Origin of the sequence: Pseudoalteromonas sp. bablab_jr010 (assembly GCF_016464105.1) — a bacterium.
Taxonomy (GTDB): domain Bacteria; phylum Pseudomonadota; class Gammaproteobacteria; order Enterobacterales; family Alteromonadaceae; genus Pseudoalteromonas; species Pseudoalteromonas simplex.
In genome coordinates this window covers 288198-309227 of the sequence record NZ_JACDWV010000066.1, presented here as the reverse complement: position 1 = coordinate 309227, position 21030 = coordinate 288198, and the positions used below count along the sequence as shown (strand labels likewise).

At 39.4% G+C, this 21030-nt stretch carries 17 protein-coding genes and 1 pseudogene; 13 read left to right on the top strand and 5 right to left on the bottom strand.

The window, feature by feature from the left end:
* Positions 1-109: pseudogene (locus tag JIG37_RS22635) on the top strand (DNA replication terminus site-binding protein); the annotation flags it as partial.
* A gap of 55 nt (positions 110-164) precedes the next feature.
* On the opposite strand, the gene JIG37_RS05425 reads toward JIG37_RS22635, so the two are convergent.
* Entirely contained in the window at positions 165-1379 is a 1215-nt protein-coding gene (locus tag JIG37_RS05425) for a hypothetical protein (RefSeq protein WP_054553336.1), read from the bottom strand.
* 769 nt (positions 1380-2148) lie between these two features.
* On the opposite strand from JIG37_RS05425, the gene JIG37_RS05420 reads away from it, so the two are divergent.
* The 5 genes from JIG37_RS05420 (at position 2149) to JIG37_RS05400 (ending at position 10598) form a co-directional block, all read left to right on the top strand.
* Entirely contained in the window at positions 2149-3387 is a 1239-nt protein-coding gene (locus JIG37_RS05420) for an AAA family ATPase (RefSeq protein WP_199528876.1), read from the top strand.
* A 14-nt stretch (positions 3388-3401) separates the two neighbouring features.
* On the top strand, positions 3402-4364 hold the full coding sequence (locus JIG37_RS05415; protein WP_138617231.1) for a transcriptional regulator: 963 nt from the start codon (positions 3402-3404) through the stop codon (positions 4362-4364).
* A 415-nt stretch (positions 4365-4779) separates the two neighbouring features.
* Entirely contained in the window at positions 4780-7923 is a 3144-nt protein-coding gene (locus JIG37_RS05410) for a DEAD/DEAH box helicase (protein WP_199528875.1), read from the top strand.
* Between the two features lie 229 nt (positions 7924-8152).
* Complete coding sequence (gene rmuC, locus JIG37_RS05405) at positions 8153-9619, top strand: DNA recombination protein RmuC (RefSeq protein ID WP_199528874.1); 1467 nt, start codon at positions 8153-8155, stop codon at positions 9617-9619.
* A gap of 1 nt (position 9620) precedes the next feature.
* Positions 9621-10598: a hypothetical protein gene (locus JIG37_RS05400; RefSeq protein WP_199528873.1), complete on the top strand. Its 978-nt coding sequence runs from the start codon at positions 9621-9623 to the stop codon at positions 10596-10598.
* A gap of 29 nt (positions 10599-10627) precedes the next feature.
* Here the strand turns inward: JIG37_RS05400 and JIG37_RS05395 are convergent, their stop codons facing one another.
* Positions 10628-11332, bottom strand: a complete 705-nt coding sequence (locus JIG37_RS05395; protein ID WP_199528872.1) for a hypothetical protein — start codon at positions 11330-11332, stop codon at positions 10628-10630.
* Between the two features lie 126 nt (positions 11333-11458).
* Between JIG37_RS05395 and JIG37_RS05390 the strand changes: the two genes are divergently transcribed.
* Complete coding sequence (locus tag JIG37_RS05390) at positions 11459-12034, top strand: DJ-1/PfpI family protein (protein WP_199528871.1); 576 nt, start codon at positions 11459-11461, stop codon at positions 12032-12034.
* Here JIG37_RS05390 and JIG37_RS05385 read toward each other — a convergent pair.
* Positions 12029-12910: a LysR family transcriptional regulator gene (locus JIG37_RS05385; RefSeq protein ID WP_199528870.1), complete on the bottom strand. Its 882-nt coding sequence runs from the start codon at positions 12908-12910 to the stop codon at positions 12029-12031. The genes JIG37_RS05390 and JIG37_RS05385 overlap by 6 nt on opposite strands.
* Positions 12911-13010: 100 nt before the next feature.
* On the opposite strand from JIG37_RS05385, the gene JIG37_RS05380 reads away from it, so the two are divergent.
* The 5 genes from JIG37_RS05380 (at position 13011) to JIG37_RS05360 (ending at position 18647) form a co-directional block, all read left to right on the top strand.
* Positions 13011-13499, top strand: a complete 489-nt coding sequence (locus JIG37_RS05380; protein WP_199528869.1) for a DUF2938 family protein — start codon at positions 13011-13013, stop codon at positions 13497-13499.
* A 9-nt stretch (positions 13500-13508) separates the two neighbouring features.
* Complete coding sequence (gene tmpT, locus JIG37_RS05375; protein WP_054553346.1) at positions 13509-14141, top strand: thiopurine S-methyltransferase; 633 nt, start codon at positions 13509-13511, stop codon at positions 14139-14141.
* Positions 14142-14253: 112 nt separating this feature from the next.
* Entirely contained in the window at positions 14254-15054 is an 801-nt protein-coding gene (locus JIG37_RS05370; RefSeq protein WP_199528868.1) for a class III extradiol ring-cleavage dioxygenase, read from the top strand.
* A gap of 94 nt (positions 15055-15148) precedes the next feature.
* Positions 15149-17479: a S9 family peptidase gene (locus JIG37_RS05365; RefSeq protein ID WP_199528867.1), complete on the top strand. Its 2331-nt coding sequence runs from the start codon at positions 15149-15151 to the stop codon at positions 17477-17479.
* A gap of 286 nt (positions 17480-17765) precedes the next feature.
* Positions 17766-18647, top strand: coding sequence for an alpha/beta hydrolase-fold protein (locus tag JIG37_RS05360; RefSeq protein WP_199528866.1), 882 nt, complete (start codon positions 17766-17768; stop codon positions 18645-18647).
* A gap of 115 nt (positions 18648-18762) precedes the next feature.
* On the opposite strand, the gene JIG37_RS05355 is transcribed toward JIG37_RS05360, so the two are convergent.
* On the bottom strand, positions 18763-19611 hold the full coding sequence (locus tag JIG37_RS05355) for a LysR family transcriptional regulator (protein ID WP_199528865.1): 849 nt from the start codon (positions 19609-19611) through the stop codon (positions 18763-18765).
* A 120-nt stretch (positions 19612-19731) separates the two neighbouring features.
* Here JIG37_RS05355 and JIG37_RS05350 point away from each other — a divergent pair, with 120 nt between their 5' ends.
* Positions 19732-20394, top strand: coding sequence for an NAD(P)H-dependent oxidoreductase (locus JIG37_RS05350; protein ID WP_199528864.1), 663 nt, complete (start codon positions 19732-19734; stop codon positions 20392-20394).
* Between the two features lie 70 nt (positions 20395-20464).
* Here JIG37_RS05350 and JIG37_RS05345 read toward each other — a convergent pair whose 3' ends face one another.
* On the bottom strand, positions 20465-20923 hold the full coding sequence (locus JIG37_RS05345; RefSeq protein ID WP_199528863.1) for a GyrI-like domain-containing protein: 459 nt from the start codon (positions 20921-20923) through the stop codon (positions 20465-20467).
* Positions 20924-21030: the final 107 nt, after the last annotated feature.

The window sequence follows — 21030 nt, the reverse complement described above, 5'->3', positions numbered from 1 at the left end:
TGTAAAACTGGGTACATTAACTGATTATCAAAAACCTGAAAGCCACCCTCGAAAAAGAGAATATGATTTCTTAGTTGATAGACTTTACTTAGAACAAGTGACAGATTGATTATGTTAAAAAGGCCACATATGTGGCCTTTTGTATATAGTAAGTATAAAAGAAATTAGTCTTCGACTATTTCTTCAATTTTATCTTCATCAATTAATACCGCATTCTCAACAATGCGTTTCCCACCTTGAATTTCGATTCGTTTATTATGCTTATTAAGCGTAAGAATCTCATCACAAAATTGATCAGATGGATGCATTTCATATGTGTAATCAATAATATTACCCGTTTTGTCATCTTTGACATTGGTAATGTTATATTCAGAGATTGCACCTTTCTCAATTAAGTCTTTCATTGTCGTAGTCATATCACGACGCAAAGCTTTTAATTTATTCTCGGTAATTTCGTCTGTTGAATAAATAGAGCCATATTTTTCCATAATCGATAATAGTCGGAAATGGTAGGTCTTACCCGGTGCCGCATAACGCCATAAATGATATAAACGAAGCATCATCCAACGAGATAAACCACGTTTTAATTCTTGAGCACTATTAAAGTAGTAACCTTTGTATTCAAGGTTATCGATCATGTTATGAACGAAGGCATTCAAACAAGCTACACATTTTACGTTACCACCTTGACCTTTTTTTCCACTAAAATGAAGTGACGATAAAAAGTTCATGTTTGATTCGTAAAATGAGTCATCAATATCAGAGTTACGCGTATCTGTTGCTGAATATTTAAAAGAAAGTTTAGAACCTTGTAATGCTTCTAATGATTCTTTGATTTGCGGATAAGGCATCGACTGACCAACAGCTTTCAGCTCTTGCGCTAATTCATTCATTGAAAAAACAACTGCGTATTGAATGCCAGACTTAAAATTGATTTTTACAATTTTACCTTTAGAGGCTAAACGAATTAAGGCACGTTCGACTTTTTCTTCTCGATCAGATGGCCAAACAAGATATTCAACATCTTCACCATCTTTTCTTGTGCTTACTACCGCAGGTGTAATTTTGATTTCGCCATCATAAAGAATGCCGTCTACTTTTTCAGAGATTCTTCTTGTGACGATGGTTTTCTTTGGTGCTTCTTCAACCGGAAGCTTCTTATGACCAGAACGGACAAAACGTCCCCATAAATCATAATGATTAAATGTATTTGAGTAAGCTCTCAAACCATGTGCAGCATTTTCAATTGAAACACGCACATCTTTGTTGTCTGTAAATAGTGCAAGACTTTCATTATCTATTGCACTTTCCACCCCGTGGATCTGCCCGCGTAATGTATCGGGTAAGTTATCTACCGAGATGTTGACCTTTCGGCTCATTGTTCTTATTTCCAATTTTTCTTCGACAGTTAATAACAACACATAAAACTTCAAAAGTTAAATGTTTAAGTTAGTATAAACTTGATCCGATCATAATTTATTTCTTCGGATCAGTTTTATACTAACTGTTTCGTAATTGCTGATTTTCAGATCAGATTTTTACTAAGTTATAGTTGATAGGTCGCAATTTTACTAACTCAGTTCAATTTATGTCCTGTTAATCACCTTTTTAAAGCAAATTAACACGACAAAAATTGCTTTTTTAAAACAGCATGTGGATAAACAGCTCTTTAGTTAGCATAGATCTGATCTGTACCAACTATAGATCAGATCCATACCAACTTATTGAGCATTTTAGTTATCCTCTCAGTGTATAACTTTATAATTTAGTTAGTAAAAGTTTGATCTACACAAGCATTTTTGTGTGTAAAGCAGTGACTAAGCTGTGCATAAGTCGAAAGCTCATTTTTTGCTTAGTAATATGCTGATCTGCGAGTCATTATAGATCTGATCTTTACCAAGTAAAAACACGATCTGGCTTTTTAGTAAATATTCAATAAAATCAGTAATATATTTCACTATTTTAGCATCTTAACCTTATATACCTATATACTTAACCGATATTAAACTTACTTATTTATACTTAGCATCAGTAAAGTTACAAATTTTTATTAAATGTCTTATAAATAAAAGGTATGTCGTCTTAAATACTTGTTTACAGCAATTTGAATGGACATTATACTTAAAGCATAACTTTGAGGAAGAAAGTATGTCTATCAATAATAATGCGCTAGCCACTTACAGGTTACTAAAAGCGACAGCAGAAGTTGCTGAAAAATCGCTAGAAGGACGTATTCAACATTATCGTGCCCATTTAAAGTCTGAAGAAAAAGAACTTCGTACTTACACGCAAAAAGCAGCCGCTGACTTATTAGGCTGTAATAATCGCACCTTGAAACGACGTCATGATAATGGTGACTTTGATGAACTAAATATCAAACGTGGTGCTAATGGTCACTACGCATATACCTTGGTAAATATTTTTGCTATGGCTGATATCATGGATATAAAGCCAGATCACCGTACCGTTGATGATAAATTACAAGTTATCGTTATTAACTCATTAAAAGGTGGTTGTGGTAAAACGACCAGCATGGTGAACATAGCCGCTGCACTTGCTACTACCAACATTAAACGATACAGAATTGGTATCATTGACCTTGATCCACAAGGTTCTTCATCAAGCTTTTTCCCGCCTAGTGAACCAGATCCAATCACTGTTGGTGACTTAATGCGTGACTGTATTGAACTCGATGAAAACGAAACCTGGGATGAGTTAGTAACTAACTCTTTCTTAGCTACTCATATACCTAATATCCGTATATTGCCTTCAGGCATGGATGACTTTTATTTTGAGCATGAAACAGCAACTTTATTAAAAGATAGCTCTAGTTACGATAAAACACGCCACTATCATAAATTGCTCGAAAAAGTAATTGAACCGGTAAAAGATCAATTCGATATTATTCTAATTGATACAGCCCCTTCTCTTAACTTTATGTTTTATAATGCATTAATGGCTTCTACCTCGATGCTTATTCCAGTTCATCCTGAAGCTGTAGACTTTGATGCAAACAATAAATACTTAAAACGATTAGGCGAGATTTACCATACAGTTGCTGCGCTTGGCCACCAAGGTTGGGATTTCATGCAATTCTTAGTGACTAATTATGTTAAGGGTAACCATTCACAGCGCGATATTGTTAAAGATGTTCGTAGTGCATTTGGTCGTCAAGTAATGAGTTACCCAATCAATCATAGTTCAGCCATTACCGCCAGCTCATCTTCTTTTAATACTATTTTTGATCAAAAAACGTCAGACAGCTTAGCTAGTCGTGAGTCACTACTTCGTGCGCAAGAAAATATCAAAGATGTGGTTGATGAACTAGAAATGTTGATCCGTTCTAATTGGCAGTCAACTCAATCAACGCTAAATTCAGCTAAGTAAGGTAATTAATAAAAATGGCTAAAAAACGTAAAAACGATACCAGCTTAGACCCTTTTTCAACGTCTATCGAAAGCAGTAGTTTAGATGCTTTGCTAGAACAGGCTTCTGCTGGTGATGTTATCAGTATGCCTGCTCCAAGTGATCCTACTCGTCAAATTACTTTGGTGTGTAAGGTTATCCCAAGTTCAGAAATTGAAGCTAAAACAAAAGTTTATGGTAAAAACCGCCGTGTGCAATCATTATTAAATGAAAAGTCAGTTGCCGATATCCTACCTGCAATTGCCGAAGACGGTCGTAATCAGCACCCTGCCCTATGTTGGGATAAAGGTGACGAAATGCTTGTATTAGCAGGCTCTCGTCGTCGTAAAGCATGTATTTTAAGCAATTCTGATTACTTAGTTTTAAGCTCGGAAGACTTTACAGATCAAGATGCTAAAATACTTGCTGTATCATCTGATCAATACATTGCCCCGAGCCTATGGGAGCTTGGTCAAGCGTATCAACAAACCCGTGATGAGCTTATTGCTGAAGGTAAAAAAGGCTCTTATCGTGAGATTGCGGCAATTGAGGGGGTATCACACACAGCTATTGCTGATGCTATCAAAGCGTATGAGAACCTACCTTCAGAGGTTTTAAGCCTTTACCCAACAGCAAATCATGTTGGCCGTGAAGTAGCTAAAAAGCTTATTAGTGCCAAAGAACGAGATGAGCAGTTGTTTACCAAGCTTGTAAATGACGTTAGTAGTGATAGCGAATTAGCGCAAATCAGCAGCGATGATAAACGCGCTCTGGCAATTACTAAGCTATTAACTGCTGAACCAGCAGCGCCTAGCCGTCGTGAAGCACTTATCGACAGTGAGTTTGTTAGCGTACAGCGTAATATTAAAAGCGGTGATTTATCTGTCAAAATCGATAATAAAGTGATGACAGACAAACGCTTAGAGCAGCTAACTAAATTGTTAAATAGCTTTAATTAGTTAGTAAAATAATGATCTCTCACGCTTTTACAGTTAGTAAAAGCGTGATCTCCCCTCCCCTTTCGTTAGTAAAATAGTGATCTTTGGTTGGCTAATTTGGTCATTCTTACACTCTCAGATCAGTTTTTTACCAACTAATCGCCCCTTTACAGTTCTGTTACCCTGTAAATTTGTTTGCTTAGTAAAAAATCGATCTGTAAAGCCCCTTCCTTGTTATTAACCTGTTTATATCTTGTGCGATTGTTGTTTGTTAAATGCTCAGTATGTCACTTTTCAACTTTGATTTTATTATAAAGCACTTTTTTACTAACTAATCAGCTCCAACCAGTCCAATATTGCCCAATAGTGCTTTAGCTCTGGGCCGATAGATCATATACTGGCAGAATTATTTTTTGTTTTTACTGTCAAAAGCGTTATGTCTGCTAACTTATCCAAAAATGACTTATTAGCTATCTTTGAAGAAATCAAACAAGAGCAAGAAACTCAGTTTCCTCTGTCTGAGCGCTTCATTAAACAGCTGTTTAAGCCACATGTGTTAAGTAAAGCAAAAGAGTATCACCAGAACGGCCAAATCAATTGGTTAGAACATAACAGTGATTTTAGTGTTATTGATGCATCTATGTTTGGTAACGAAGGAAATACCTTCACTCAGCATATTGAGATCAGCAAATTACCAAGTGGCTTTTCGGTCGATTCGCATTGTACTTGTGGCTCTAAAACCAAATGCCGTCATATTGCGGCTGTGCTCCTAAAGCTGAAAATTGAACATTCAGGTGACTATGGCGAAGATTACATCATTAATGATTGGTTTAGTGAGCTAAAAACGCTTAAGCAAGTTGCTAGTGACAATGCCAAACAGGTTTTATTATTCGTCCTTGATGTAGAGAAGTCTGTTGTAACCCTTACTCCTAAAATTGCTAATTACGATCCTGAGCATAACTATACGCTTGGTCGTAACCTTACCGAGCAGCAATTAAATAGTTTTGTAACCCCCACTGATTTATTAGAATCGGATTTTCGTTTATATAGCTGGATCCGTTCTCAAAATGCCCTTGGAAAACTGGAGCTTAAAGGTCAATGGGGCTTTGCAGCACTACAGCAATTAATTGCCACCCAGCGTTTGTTTTTAGGCCGTTCGCGCCAAGCAATTAAAGCTGACAGTATGCAAGCGTTAGAGTTTGATTGGAAACAAAACAAAGACTTAACATCATTGAGCATGACGCTTGCTGGTCAAGATAATTGGTTATTGTTAAAAACAACCCCCCCTACTTACCTTGACCCTGAAAAACTAAAAGTGGGCCGAATTCGTACTCCGTTAACAGCCGATGAAATAGCGTTACTAGCCAATATGCCTGCTATTCACACAGAGAACTTTGATCGCGTTTATCAACAGCTCAATGATAATTTTGGTGAAGGTGTGATCCCTCATGCATTTAAGGAAAGCAAAAAAAGCCTAGCTCGAACTGTATTCCCTGTCATCAGTATTAATAATGACGAGGGCACAATCCGCTTAGGATTGCAGTTTAATTATCAAAACTCTTTGTATGATTTAAGCCAGGCGCCAGCTGATATATTAAACCAGTCATTAGAAAACACCGTTGTAAATGAATTAACTAACCTTGGTTTTGAATTATGTAAAGGGGCTTTACAAACTGACTTTATCTTTAATAAACAATCAGTTATTCATGAGCACTGGTTAAAGTTTGAAATAATTCCAAACTTATTAAAACGCGGTTGGAAAATTAATGATGAGTTAGACGTAGGCAAAGTTCTAAAACAACTTTCACTGCAAGTTGAGCGAGGTAAAGGTCATCAGATAGTTAGTAAAATCGTGATCTCTGGTGTCAAAACTCAGCAATTGTTTGTCACTGATAACAATACCTATCAATCGCTTAATCGACAAAGTGAGCGCTTTTATTACTTTACTGTAGGAAAACGCTTTGCTGTGGTTGAAAAGGCCGCGATGATGCAGCTTAATGATTATCGTGAACGTTTTGAGCATATTAAAACCCGTGACGAAATCTTAATGCCTTTGTCGTTTTTGCCTAAGCTTATCGAGCAAAAAGCAATTAAGGTTAATATTGTTGACGATGCACTCGATGCTTATTTATCTGAACTGAATAGCTCGCAACAGCTTATTAAAAAGTCCGATATTCAAGGCTTAAATTCTGGTGTGCAATTACGTGAGTATCAACAACACGGTGTTGATTGGCTTAACTTTTTAAAACGTCATCAACTTGGTGGTATTTTGGCTGATGACATGGGGCTAGGTAAAACCTTACAAGTTATTGCCTTTTTAGCTAATGCTAAGCAATCACCACAAGCAGGCCCCACGTTAATTGTTTGCCCAACCAGCTTGGTCGGTAATTGGCAAAGCGAAATCAATAAGTTTGCGAGCAACTTAAAAATCACCACCGTCTTCGGTGCTGCGCGCAGCGACCAATTACAACAGTTGTCGCAAGCAGATTGTATCTTAACCACGTACCCACTGTTGAAACGTGACATTGCCTTTTATTCGCCGCTGTATTTTGAAAACATCATTCTTGATGAAGCGCAATATATCAAAAACGATGCCGCGCAGGTTTCGCGGTTAGTTAAGCGCCTTAATGCTGACTTTAAGCTCTGCTTAAGCGGCACGCCTATTGAAAATAACTTATTTGAGCTTAAATCTTTGCTCGACTTTGCAATGCCCTCTTTGCTTGGTTCGCAAACACATTTTAAGAGTTATTTTCAAACGCCTATAGAGCGTGATAACGATGTTGTCCGTGCAGATGAACTTAAATCGTTGATCATGCCATTTATCTTGCGTCGTACTAAAGCTCAGGTAACGCAAGAGCTCCCAGAGAAGACTGAGCTAGTTAAAGAGTTTGAATTTGAGAGCAAACAAAAAGAAATTTACACCGGTATCACTGAATCTTTAGAACAGAAATTAGTTGACCTATTTGCGCAGCAAGGTGTGCAAAAAAGTAAGCTTGCCTTTTTAGATGCATTATTAAAGCTAAGACAAATCTGCTGTCATCCAAAATTGATCGATCCTAGTTCACAGGCTGGCAGTGCTAAGCTTGAGTGGTTATCAAAGCATTTGCCTATTATGCTTAGCGAAGGACGTAAGGTGATTATATTTAGTCAATTCACCATGGCACTTGATGTGATAGCTGAGCGATTAAATGAACTTGGCATCCGCTTTAGTATGCTTACAGGGCAAACGCGACATCGCGACCGTGTAATTGAAGAGTTTACTCAAGGTGATACATCCGTATTCTTAATCAGCCTTAAAGCCGGCGGCACCGGATTAAACCTAACTCAAGCCGATACAGTGATTCATTTTGATCCTTGGTGGAACCCTGCCGTTGAAAAACAGGCGACAGATCGTGCCTATCGTATTGGCCAAACTAACCCTGTGTTTGTTTATAAATTGATTATGGCTAACTCAATCGAACAAAAAGTATTTAAAATGCAGCAGCATAAACAAGCCCTTGTTGATGCATTATTTACCGAGAAATCAATGAGTTTTACTCAGTTTGATGAAGAGCAAATGCTTGCACTGATAAAAAATTAAATTTTTTTAAAGTTTTTTTGAACTAATCAAATTTTGGGGCGTCTATTATTATGCTTGTTGTTAAATTGCAGTTTACATAAGCATTATGTTGATTTCCCATTTGGTTACTAAATTTTAGTAATGTTAGAGCCAGCTCACCTTGAGCTGGCTTTTTTTATGCCTAAACCCCCTACTCTGCTGAGCGCTAATTCGTTATGATGATGTGTCTTTAAGTTATTGAGTTTTCATTATGATTACAGAGCTAATTGCACAGATTAATTGGCAAAGTGGTGTGCTTGGTGCTGCTGTAGGTGCTGTTGCAAGTGGTGTTATTTTTGCCCTACAAAATAGTCGCTTAAAAAATCAGTTAACCGAACTTCAAAATAGCCAGCAAATCCTGCAAAATCATTTAGAACAAAAGCAGCTGCAACTTGAACAAAGCCAGCTTACACTTTCGCAGTTACAGCAAGATTACGCAGAACAACGTGATGAGTCTCAACACTTTAAAACCCGCTTTGTAGAACAAGAAAAACAAGCACAACAATATAGTCAGTTTTGGCGCAAGGTCGAAGCTGAGCTTGCTGATACAAAAGCTGCACTTAATCAGCGCGATGTTGATTTAAGTACCTTACGAAGCACAGTTGAGCAAAAAGAACTGCATTTTAAAGAGCAGCTTAGCCATATCAAAGAAAGCAAAGAGCAACTCAAAAAAGAGTTTGAAAATCTCGCTAATCAAATCCTTGAAGAAAAATCGCAACGTTTTAAAACCTTAAATCAAGAAAGTATTGAGCAACTATTAAAACCTGTTCAGGGTGAGCTAAAAGGCTTTCGCGATAAGATGGAATTGATCCACGTCGAAGATCTAAAGCAGCGTGCAGCGCTAAAAACTGAGTTATTGCATTTACAGGCTAAAAGCCAAGCCATCACCGAACAAGCTGATAGGCTGAGCACCGCATTACAAGGGCAAAAGAAAACCCAAGGTAATTGGGGTGAGTTAATGCTTGAAAATGTACTCGACAGCGCTGGGCTGCGTGCTGGAGTAGATTATCAGCGAGAAGTATCGTTTAACACCGAAGATGGCCGTTTACGACCAGATGTTGTGGTGTATTTGCCTCAGCAACGTCATTTAGTTATCGATGCTAAAACCTCTTTAAACGCGTATACACGCTATGTAAATGCCGATACAGAGCTTGAGGCGCAGCAAGCGCTAAAAGAGCATGTTATGGCGGTGCAATCACGTATAAACGAGTTAGCAAGCAAAGCCTACGACAGACTACCGGGTATTAACTCACCAGAAGTGGTGATCATGTTTGTACCAATAGAGTCAGCATTTGTTGAAGCGCTTAAGTACCAAAGTGATATTTATCAGCAAGCAATCGAAAAAAACATTTTAGTTGCTACGCCAACGACCTTATTGACTAGCTTGAATATCGTAAAACAACTGTGGCGTTTTGAAGAGCAAACTAAATACTCAAAAGAGCTTGCCGCCCGTGCTGAGCGTTTTTACAACAAGCTCAATGGTTTCCTAACCAGTATGGAAGGGGTTGGTAAGCAGTTAGACCGCGCCAAAGAAAGCTATGATAAAGCGTTTTCTCAGTTGTATCGTGGTAAAGGAAACTTGATTAAGCAGGCCTCTGAGTTCAAAGAGTTGGGGGTTTCTGTTCAAAAAGAGTTACCCACGGAAACTGTTGAAAAAGCCCAATTAGAGTTAGATTAATATGCAGGTTTTAAAGCGTATCGGGTTTGTTGTTTTGGCATCTGTATGTTTTGCAAGTACTGTCAAAGCTGCAAATTATGATTACGACAGCCAACTTAATAAAGCGTTACACGCTAATAAACTCGTTGCGATTGGTGATGTTCATGGCGGCGAGCATGTTGTTACTAGGCTTATAAAATACTTAGATGAGCCTAGTAACTGGCAGCAGCTTGATGATCTTGTCGTTGAATTTGGCAATGCGCGGTATCAAGATTTAGCTGATCAATATTTGTTGAGCAAACAGAATATAAGCATTGATGACGTAAGGCACATTTGGCGCGACACCTTGTATTTTATGGCATGGCAATATGATGTTTATGAGCAATTAGTTTTAAAGTTAAAACAGCTTAATAGCACCCGTGAACATAAAGTTCGTCTCGTCCTTGCTGAGCCTGCAATGAACTGGCAAACCCTCTCTAAAGAGGATTGGCAAAAGCTAGAGCGTAGCCGTGAAACTGGCTATTTAGAGGCTATAAATCAGCATGTTGTCGCTAAGCAGCGCCGTGCAATCTTACTCTTTGGTGCATTTCACACGTTTAAAAAGCCGATAGTTATAAGCAATCAAGCTTCGCCTTTTAGTTCTGTTATTGCATTACTTGAGCAGCAAAAACCGGGCTCCACATACACTGTTTGGCCTGCGATGAAAAACGATGGTCTTGCATCATCATACCCTGCGGACAGCTTGATCCCTTTATCGGCTAATAGTTCGTTGAATAAGCCGTTAGCGTCAATGTCTAAACGCTTTGCTACAAGCAATAGTATTAGCCTTGCGGATGTTGCAGATGCCTATTATGTGCTAAAAAACACAGATAGAAATGCACCATTAAGTGATGCGGCTTTAAATGATCTGGCGTGGCATAAAGAGTTAAAACGTCGTGCTGAAATAGTGTCACCAAGAAGTGCTAAACAAATCCACTCTTGGCTTAGCCAACAAAACTAATAAAAAGCCAACGTCATGTTGGCTTTTTATTAGTTAATAAGTTCTGCTGAAACAATATCGTTGAGCATCAAAAAGTGGTTAAGTACAGACTCTTCAAGCTCGAATACCTGCGCGATTTTTTCACCACTTGCTGACATCCCCGTTTGCGCACCTGCAAACTCGATATGTAACCCTAAACGTTTCAGGGTTTGGGCGTCGTAACTATAAATAGCCGCATCACGTTTCTCGGTAATACCTGGCATCATCCCTATGATAGTAACCGCTTGTTCAACATTGATGATATCGAAAAATTGTCGCTCTGCAGTTTGCCATTTAGCTATATAACTAGCTACCTCGGGCGGCTGCTCCATGGGCACGTATAATGGCTGTAATGAGCCGCCATGCCAGCCAATAACGGCTTGTGCTTCAACGAGGACATGTGGACTTGCAGTAACGACATAATTGGCGCAGGAGGATGCACAAAGCTCACGCACTACAACATTGAGTTGATATTCATGAACTAAGCCTCCGAAATGGAGACCTGCCATCACATCACCACCTTGGCTATTAATTATTAAGGTGTTGATTTGTTGATCGCTATTTACTAATAATTGTTCAAACTTTTCAACATTTTGCTTTGATGTTTTGCCGTGAAAATAAATAGTGCCCGGCGATACTTCACTAATTTCAGCAACGCTTTGCTGTGTTGTTTTACAACCAACCAGCAGCACGCTCAATAATAATAAAAAACGCATTAACAATGCCTTGAAGTTTTGTTTGTATACAGTGCGCAATTTAATAATTTGTCATTAACGAACTGCAAAAATGGCATAGTACGTTTTTTTACTTGAGAAATAAATCCACATAATAGGAACAATTGTATGAATATTGGAATTTACATCTATGATGATGCCGAAGTGCTCGATTTCTCAGGTCCGTTTGAGGTGTTTAGTACGGCTAAGCGCCTAGCGAATAATGACTGGCAAGTGAGTTTAATTGCTGAAAATGATAGTCCTGTTCTTGCCCGCGGCGGTTATAGTGTAAACCCCCATTACAGCTTTGCTGACTGCCCTTTGCTTGATCTGCTTGTTGTGGTTGGGGGTGACCATACACGAGAGCTGGAAAAAGTAGAGGTTATTACTTGGTTAAAACACACAGTCACTAACACCAAGCGTGTTGCGAGTGTTTGTACGGGGGCGTTTTTGCTTGCTAAAACTGGGCTTTTAAGCGGTAAAAATGTCACGACTCATTGGCAAGATCAACCTGAGCTGGCTGCTATGTTTTCTGATCTCAACGTGATTGCAGAAACTCGTTGGGTCACCGACGGTAAGTTTATCAGCTCTGGGGGGATTTCTGCAGGCATTGATATGAGCCTAGCATTAGTCGCTGAGTTTATTAGTTACGAACACGCCCTACTAACTGCTAAACAGATGGAATATAAATGGCAGACGTTATAATTTCTCAGCCATGTAGTCGGTTATAAACTGTTTTAAACATACAGCCTTTTTACTCAGTAAACGTGCGCTTGGCCAGATAGCATTAATGTCGCGGTTTTCCCCTCGCCAGTGTGGCAGTACTTGAACTAGCTGCTGAGATTTTAATTCATCTATAACCTCAAACCGAGGTAACAAGGCGATACCTTGCTCATCACAAACTAAGTATTTTACAAATCCAGTATCGTTAAAAGTACTAGCAAATCGGCACATGTGAGTATAAGTTGCATTCGTTTGTGTATTGGTTAGCTGCCACTTATTTCGCAACGTGGTACCAATTAATCTATGTTGTTTTAAATCAGCAGGCTCTTCTATGGCAGATGCCGAATTAAGGTATACTTTAGTGCTTACAAATAAGGTATCAACACTGCCTAACTTTTTCTGATGGAGCATAGAATCAGCCTGCGGCCCGACTCTTATTGCTAGATCAGCTTGGCTTTTACTCAGATCTTCAAGTTTATTATTAAGCAATAACTCAAGTTGAATATCAGGGTACTGTTTAGTAAATGCGAGCCACATCGGCTTTAAGAAACCATGACTAATATTCAGAGGTGCTAAAACTTTAAGCTTTCCTGATAATTGTGCTTTTTGATCATTGAGCTGGCGGTGAGTTTGTTCAAACTGCTCAATTAATTCAACATAACTTTGAAAATATACCTCTCCTGCTTGTGTTAACGTGCATTGCCTTGCTGAGCGATTTAAAAGCTGCTCGCCTAGGCGTTGCTCAAGCCGTTGCAAGCGCCTCGACACTGTCGCGGTAGGTAACGACAAGCTCTCAGCCGCATTACTTAGGCCGCCTTGTTTAACAATCTGTATGAATAGGGCAATATCGTCAATCATGTTCTCATTTATGCAATCATAGTTTGTTTATCTTGCTATTTTTAGCATTTTTGCAATTAGATATCATGTCTTTTATTAAATCATTTAAGAGCATCTAATTATGAGTGTTAATGATATTTATGTGATAACTTTTGTAGGCATAGCGGCGACTTTGTTCATTGATCTTTATGCTTTTCTGCTGGCTAAAGTGTTTAAGATACCGTCATTAAACCTTTGTTTAGTTGGCCGTTGGGGCTTGGGGTTATTAGCTGGAAAGTTTATGCACCAGAATATAACAAGCAGCCCTGCTAAGCATTTTGAGTGCGTGTTTGGCTGGTGTTTACACTACTTTATTGGTGTTTTATTTTCGTTTCTATTTATATTACTGGTCGGTATTGCTTGGCTTGAACAGCCCACCTTAATTGCTGCATGTATATTTGGATTAGCTAGTGTATCTATGCCATTTTTTGTTATGCAGCCCGCTTTAGGGATGGGGATAATGGCTACGAAAACAGCAAACCCACTTCAAGCCCGCTTAAAAAGTGCTGTAACTCACCTACTTTTTGGTGTCGGAATATATTTATCAGCTCAATTCATTCAATTTATTTAGGAGTAAGTAATGGACGCAAAGCATTGGCATCAACGTTGGGAAAATAACGAAATTGGTTTTCATGAAGGAGACGTTAACCGTTATCTAGATCAGTTTTTTACTAACTTAAATTTACAGCAAGGCGATACTGTTTTTGTGCCACTGTGCGGAAAAACTCACGACATTCATTATTTGCTCGCGCAAGGTATGCGTGTTGTTGGGGCAGAACTTAGTGAGATAGCCATTAAGCAGTTATTTGATGAGTTAAAGCTAGAACCCGAAATTAGCCAACACGGCGAACTATTACGTTATCAAGGCGCAAATCTAACCGTTTGGGTAGGTGATATTTTTGCACTTACCGCGAATGAACTTGGCACTATCAACGCGGTTTATGACCGTGCTGCCTTAGTTGCGCTGCCAAAGCCCATGCGCATTCGCTATACCCAGCATTTACTTGAATTAACCAATAGAGCTAAACAATTAGTGGTGGTCTTTGAGTATCAGCAAAGTGAGTTTTCGGGTCCGCCGTTTAGTGTGGTCGCCGATGAGCTACATCAGCACTACGATGCTTTTTATCAACTAACATTACTGTGCAAAGAACCTCTCGAAGGTGGCTTAAAAGGGCAAGTCCCGGCTATGAACGTAGCTTGGCATTTAAGTTAGTACTTACAAACTAGTGGTGTGTAAATTCACACCCTAGTTGTGCGTTTTTGTCGCTAGTTATTCTACCTCTGTGCGTGCACTATAGTGATTACTGCATTTAAGGAGTACATTTATGCAAAAGCCACGCGTTTTATTTGTTTCACATGGCGGCGGTCCTATGCCTTTACTTGGCGATCCAAGTCATGCTGATATGGTTACTTGTTTGCAGTCTATTGCTGCAAAAATTCAAAAGCCGTCAGCTATTTTGATGGTGAGTGCGCACTGGGAAGCGAACCCAATTAGCATCACTTCGAGCGCTGCTCCTGAGCTAATTTATGATTACTATGGTTTTCCTGAGCCTGCTTACAGTATTGAGTACCCAAGCCCAGGTGAACCAGCCCTTGCCGAAAAAGTACATCAAGCATTGGCAAAGGCTAATATCGATAGCACTTTAAACCCATCTCGTGGCTTTGATCACGGTATGTATGTGCCTTTGAAGATTATGTATCCAGAGGCAGATATACCTTGTGTGCAATTGTCGTTACATCCAAGCCTTGAGCCAAACTTACACCTAGCGATAGGTGAGGCTTTACAACAGCTTGATTACGATAATTTATTGATCATTGGTTCTGGCTTTACTTTTCATAATATGCGCGCATTTTTCACCCCTGAAACAGCTGAAATTAAAGCGCAAAATATGGCTTTTGAGCAATGGTTAGTCGATGTCTGTGGCAATACTGAGCTGAGTGAACAGCAGCGACAAGCTAAGTTATTAGAATGGCAAATGGCCCCTGCGGCGCGTTTTAGTCACCCTCGTGAAGAGCACTTATTGCCGTTACATGTTTGCTATGGTGCGGCGATACGCCCTTGTAGTGATATCTACGAACTACGTATTGCCAATAAGCAAGCCAGTATGTTCTTGTGGGACGATTAAGTTTAAGTTCAACCCCCCAGATAACACGATAAAGGCTCAGATTTTATTCATCTAATTTGGTACGCTAGGTAAGTTAAAACCTAGGAACAACAAAATGAACTTAATAAAAACATCAACCCTTGCGTTTGCTGTGGTTGCGGGTTTAGGTTTGCAAGCATGCTCAAGTACAGAGCAAGCGAGCACGCCATCAGCAACAGTGAACGCAACGGCTAATCCGCTCTCGCTTGAACAAATTTATAAAGAAAAAGACTTTAAAGCTGAGCGTAGCACCTATTTTACGTGGCTCGATGATGGTACTGGTTATACGGTACTTGAAGGTCGCGAAAGCGATAAAAACAACCAAGACGACAAAGCTAAAGACGATGAGCACGGCGTAAAAGGCAATGATATTGTGTTTTATAACGCCGATGGCACGGGTCGTAAGGTACTTGTTAGCTACGAAAAATTAATTCCCAAAGGTGATAAAGAGCCACTCACCGTTGAAAGCTACCAATGGTCTAAAGATGGTAAATGGCTGATGGTTTTTAGCAATGGCGAGCAAGTGTGGCGCTCACGTAGCCGTGGTGATTTTTGGCTTTTAAACCTCGAAACTGATTCGCTATATCAGTTAGGTGGCGAAAACATCGAAGCGAAAAAGCTGATGTTTGCTAAGTTCTCACCTGATAGCTCAAAAGTAGCTTACGTGCGTGATAACAATATCTACATGGAAAAAGTGGGTAGCAAGGCTGTGACTGCCTTAACCACTGATGGTAACGACACCATTGTTAATGGTAATTTTGACTGGGTATACGAAGAAGAATTTACTATTCGTGATGGTTTCCGCTGGAGTCCAGACAACAAATCAATTGCCTATTGGCAGCTTGATACCAGTGGCGTGAAATACTTCACCATGATCAATAACACCGATGATCTCTACCCTACCCTTAAAGAGTTTCCGTATCCAAAAGCCGGCGAGATGAACTCAGCGGTTAAAGTGGGTGTGGTTAGTCTTAATGACAAGAAAACCCGTTGGGCTGAACTAGGTGGTGATAATCGCGATCGTTATATTCCACGTATTAGCTGGGCAGGCACTGGTGAATCTTTGATGATCCAAGATCTTAACCGTCCGCAAAGCCACAACAAGGTTTGGTTATTCGACTGGCAAAAAAAGCAGCTGACTAAAATTCTTGAAGATAAAGACGATGCCTTTATTGAATGGTTTTATAAAGCAAACTGGTCAAAAGACGGTAAGTTCTTTATTTGGCACAGTGAGCGTGATGGCTGGCGCCATTTGTACCGTGTATCTCGCGATGGTAAAACGATAGTCGATTTAACACCGGGCGATTACGACATCATTGATATGTTAGCGCTCAACGAAGATAAAAACGTTATGTACTTTACTGCATCACCGGATGATCCAGGCCAGCGATATTTATTCCGTACCTCGCTTGATGGCAGCTCTAAACCGGTGCGCGTAACGCCAGCGTCATTTGATGGTTCAAACAGTTATTACATGTCTAAAGATACCTCTTGGGCAATGCATACTTTCTCTAAATTTGGCACCCCACCAATGAAAGAGATCATTAAAGTAAGCGATCACAGCAATGTGAAAACCTTAGTTGAGAACAAAGCATTAAAAGAGAAATTAGCGACTGAGCAATTACCGACTCACGAGTTCTTTACGGTTAATGCGCGCGATGGTGTTGAGCTTGATGGCTACATCATGTTCCCAGCGAATATGGATAAAAGTAAAAAATACCCAATCGTTTTCTATGTTTACGGTGAGCCGTGGGGCTCAACAGTACAAGATCGCTGGGAAGGTAACAGTTACTTATACAAGTCGTATCTAACTCAGCAAGGGTTTATTGTTGCCTCAGTTGATAACCGCGGCACGCGCGCACCAAAAGGCAGAGATTGGCGTAAGTCTATCTACAAAAAAATAGGCTCTATTACCGTACGTGACCAAGTTGACGCCCTTGATGCAATGGCAAAACGTTGGGATGTCATTGATACCGACCGTGTTGGTGTATGGGGTCACTCAGGTGGTGGTAGTTCAACGCTTAATTTGTTATTCCGCCACGGTGATAAATATAAAGTTGGGATTGCCTCAGCCCCAGTGCCAGATATTCGCTTGTACGATACTATCTACCAAGAGCGCTATGCAGGTAACCCAAATACCGATCCTGAAAGTTACGACAACACGTCTCCGATCAGCTTTGCAAAAGACCTGCAAGGTAAGTTGCTACTGATCCACGGTACAGGAGATGATAACGTTCACTACCAAGGCTCAGAGCGCTTAATTAACGAATTAGTTAAGCACAATAAACAGTTCGAGTTTTTCTCTTACCCGAACCGTTCTCACAGCCTACGAGAAGGTAAAGGCACTACCCTGCACTATCACACTATGATGGCTAACTTCTTCGAAAAGCATTTACTTAACAAGTAAATATGCTCTATAAAAAATACCGCAGCTTAGAGGTTAAGCTGCGGTTTTTTTATGCAAACTGTAAACCCCCGTTACACAAGATAGCGATTAGATGAAAGCTATCAAATGTTTAAAGTAAATTATCAGTGCTAGCAATGGTAGTTACGAGCTATTGGATTATCTAATGAATATCCTGTATTACAGTCAAGTCGGTGAAAGGAGTTAACTAATACTCTGTTACAATTGTCTTATTAACTAATTTTTGTAATTGAAGTAGTGTCATTAAGTTATTTATTAAGGCTATAAAATGGCATTACTAAAATTTAGATTTCAGTATTTAGCTTGGTTTATTACATTTGTTTTGCTAGCTACAGGCTTGTATTTCGCGGTGAAATACCAACAGCATTATAGCTCACGCTTTATTGATGTAGATATCAAGTCCAATGCGCTTTCAGAAATGCGCAGAGTTTTCATTCGCTTGCCCAAAAACTACAACCCTAACAAAGCTTATCCGCTCATAATTAAAACTGACGGCAACTTTAACCTTGATACTTGGGATGACGCTTTAAGTATTCTTGAAAGCACTGATGACATGCATGAGGTTATTCTAGTATCCATCCCGAACCTGTTTTGGCATGACACGCGAAATCGTGATTTAGTGCCACCTTACGCCCGTAAGGATGTGGCGATAGAAGCGCGCCCAATTAACCAAAATCAACGAGAAATATTTGGTAAAGCTGATGTGTTTTTAAAGTTTATTGAAACAGAGCTAATACCCTATTTAGAGGGAACATACCGTATTAGCGGGCAGCGCACGCTAACAGGTTTTTCAGCGGGAGGTAGCTTTGTGTTATATACCATGGTTACTAAACCAGAGTTATTTAATGCATACTTTGCTTTTAGCCCAGCGGCTTGGTATGACGATAATGTTGTTGTAAAACAGTTCAGTAAAAACTTACCTAATACAGTAGGCAACACTCACTATTTTTATGTCACATTAGGTGGTGATGAGAATCCAATCATAACTGGTGCATTCAATGCTTTAGTGAATGCTCTTCAAAAGCATGCACCAAACGACCTTATCTGGCAGCACCACATCAACAAAGGTGCTGACCATGAACAAAACGCAAAACAATCCGTTCGCAGTGCGCTAGATGGGGCTTTTAATCATTTTGATATGGCTCAGTAATGACGAAAAACAAAGCTACAAATAGGCGTTAAACCAATTAACTAACTCTGTTTCTAGCTGCTTTTTATGGTTCATTAAAAACTTTATAATTTAAATGATGTTTACTTTTACATTTTTAAGTTAGTAACCGCTCAAGCCATTCAATCACAGTCTTATGTGCTGATGTTTCGAAGCGAGATTTTTCGGGAATGTAGTAACACAGTTTTGATTCAACTTCTTGGTTATTAAACGATGTTAGTAACCCTGCATCTAGGTAAGGTTGTACTAAGGTTTTTGAGCAAAACACTACACCTTTATTGGCGAGCACCTGATTTATACCAAACAGCTCTTGATCGAATGTTTTTACCTTGAAACATGAATCACTTAGGTTATTTACTTTTAGCCACTGCGTTAATGGTGGGGCTGGTAGGGCATTATTTTTCCATTGGCTGGTGTATAAAGTAACCTGTTTATCAAGCCAAGGGGCACTTTGTTGCGCGTTTGCCGCAAACATATCAAAGCGCTCAAATTTGATGATATCTGCTTTGTTTACTTCCTCACTATTTCCTAGCCGAACAGGCAAGGTATGCAGTTGCTTATCTAAAGTTTCACTGGTTGATATATCGAGCTGTAAATGTGGTTTTTCGCTATTTAGCTCATCTAAAGCGGGTATTAACCTTAGGGCTGCTAGAGACGATGTTGTGGTGATGCGTACTTGATTATTTGCTTGGCTCAATTGTTCAATTGCCGTAAAAATAAGTTTAAAGCCGCTAGTTGTGTTTTGACTCAGGTACTCGCCTGATGGAGTTAAGGTAATCTTTCTCACTTCGCGATGAAATAAATCTGTATTCAAGCGGCTTTCTAGATTTGCAATGTGGTGCGATACCGCTGTAGGCGTAATCGCAAGCTCAGCGGCGGCTGCTTTAAAGCTACCTAATCGCGCAGCTGATTCAAAGGCTTTTAAAGCTTGTAATGATATATGCATAGTTGAACCCACCTAAATTTATAGATGAGTATAACTTACTTATAGTGAATAATAACTCGTTTGTTAAATAGCCTTCATTTATTGATGATACCAACACATTAACTAATGAGGTATTTACTTATGAGCACTCTATTACACATTGATGCTAGTGTACGTTCGGCTAAAAATGCAAACCCTAACCACGACTCAATCTCTAAAAATATTGCTAAGAAATTTGTAAATCACTTACAGCAAAATAATGCTATAGCTGAGTATATTTATCGTGACGTTGGAATGAATCCACCTTCATTTATTAATCAATCTTGGATTGGTGCTGTGTTTACGCCTGCCAATAAGTTAACGCTAGAGCAAAAAGAAGTACTGGCCGAATCAGATGAATTGATAAATGAGTTGGTTAAGGCTGATACCATCGTGATATCAACGCCTATGTATAACTATGGCATGCCTGCACAATTAAAAGCATGGTTTGATCAAATCGTTAGGATCAATAAAACGTTTGATTTTGACTTGCAGCGGGGAGATTTCCCTTTGCAACCCTTGTTAACTGGTAAACGTTTGCTGGTTATATCCTCAACGGGTGAGTTTGGCTTTGAGGCAGGTGGTATACGCGAGAGTATGAGCCATTTAGTGCCGCACATTAAAACCTTGAGTAAGTATTTAGGTGTTCAGCATATTGATGAAATAGCCTGTGAGTATCAAGAATTTAACGACCAAAGACACCAACGCTCTTTGACTAATGCCTATGCTAAAGCAGAGCAATTAGCGCTGAGATACGCCAATTAATATACACAACAAAGCCGCAACAAGCGGCTTATTTTGTAATGGGGCTTTACACTAAAAAATGGGTTTAGTGTTATTCAACCGAAATGAATACCTCAACTTCGTCACTGTTTTTATAAAACTCATAGTCAGTTTTATATGCTCGAATGTGCGGGCACTGTTCATTACTAAAGTACTGCCAAACTTGACCCCAAACATCGATAACGGTTTGTGGCATTGCCCCTTTGCCGCTAAAGCGAAGGTAGTTACCTGTGGCGAGTGTCGTTTGTTCTATCTCTGATGACGTGACTTGCAGATCAGTACACGCAAACACATCAAACTCCCCTGTGACATCAGATTCATAATGAGTGTAAACGCCATAAACTTGGCTAGATGGCGTTAAGTTTGGCGCTATGTCTGTGTAAAATTGCTGCCATAAGCCAGCGATTTTGGCACCTTCACCACTCATTTCATTCATATTACAGGTGCGAACTTTGAGGCCAAATAAGGTCGTAGGGTTGTCTATATTGATTTTCGTTACTTGCTGATCCATTGCATTTATCCTTGTTAGTTTGTTCCCGGTAAAATACCAGAGCATGTGTACTTTAACCTAGCCTTTTTAATTATTTATTTTAAAAAGACTATATTTTGTCAACGGCC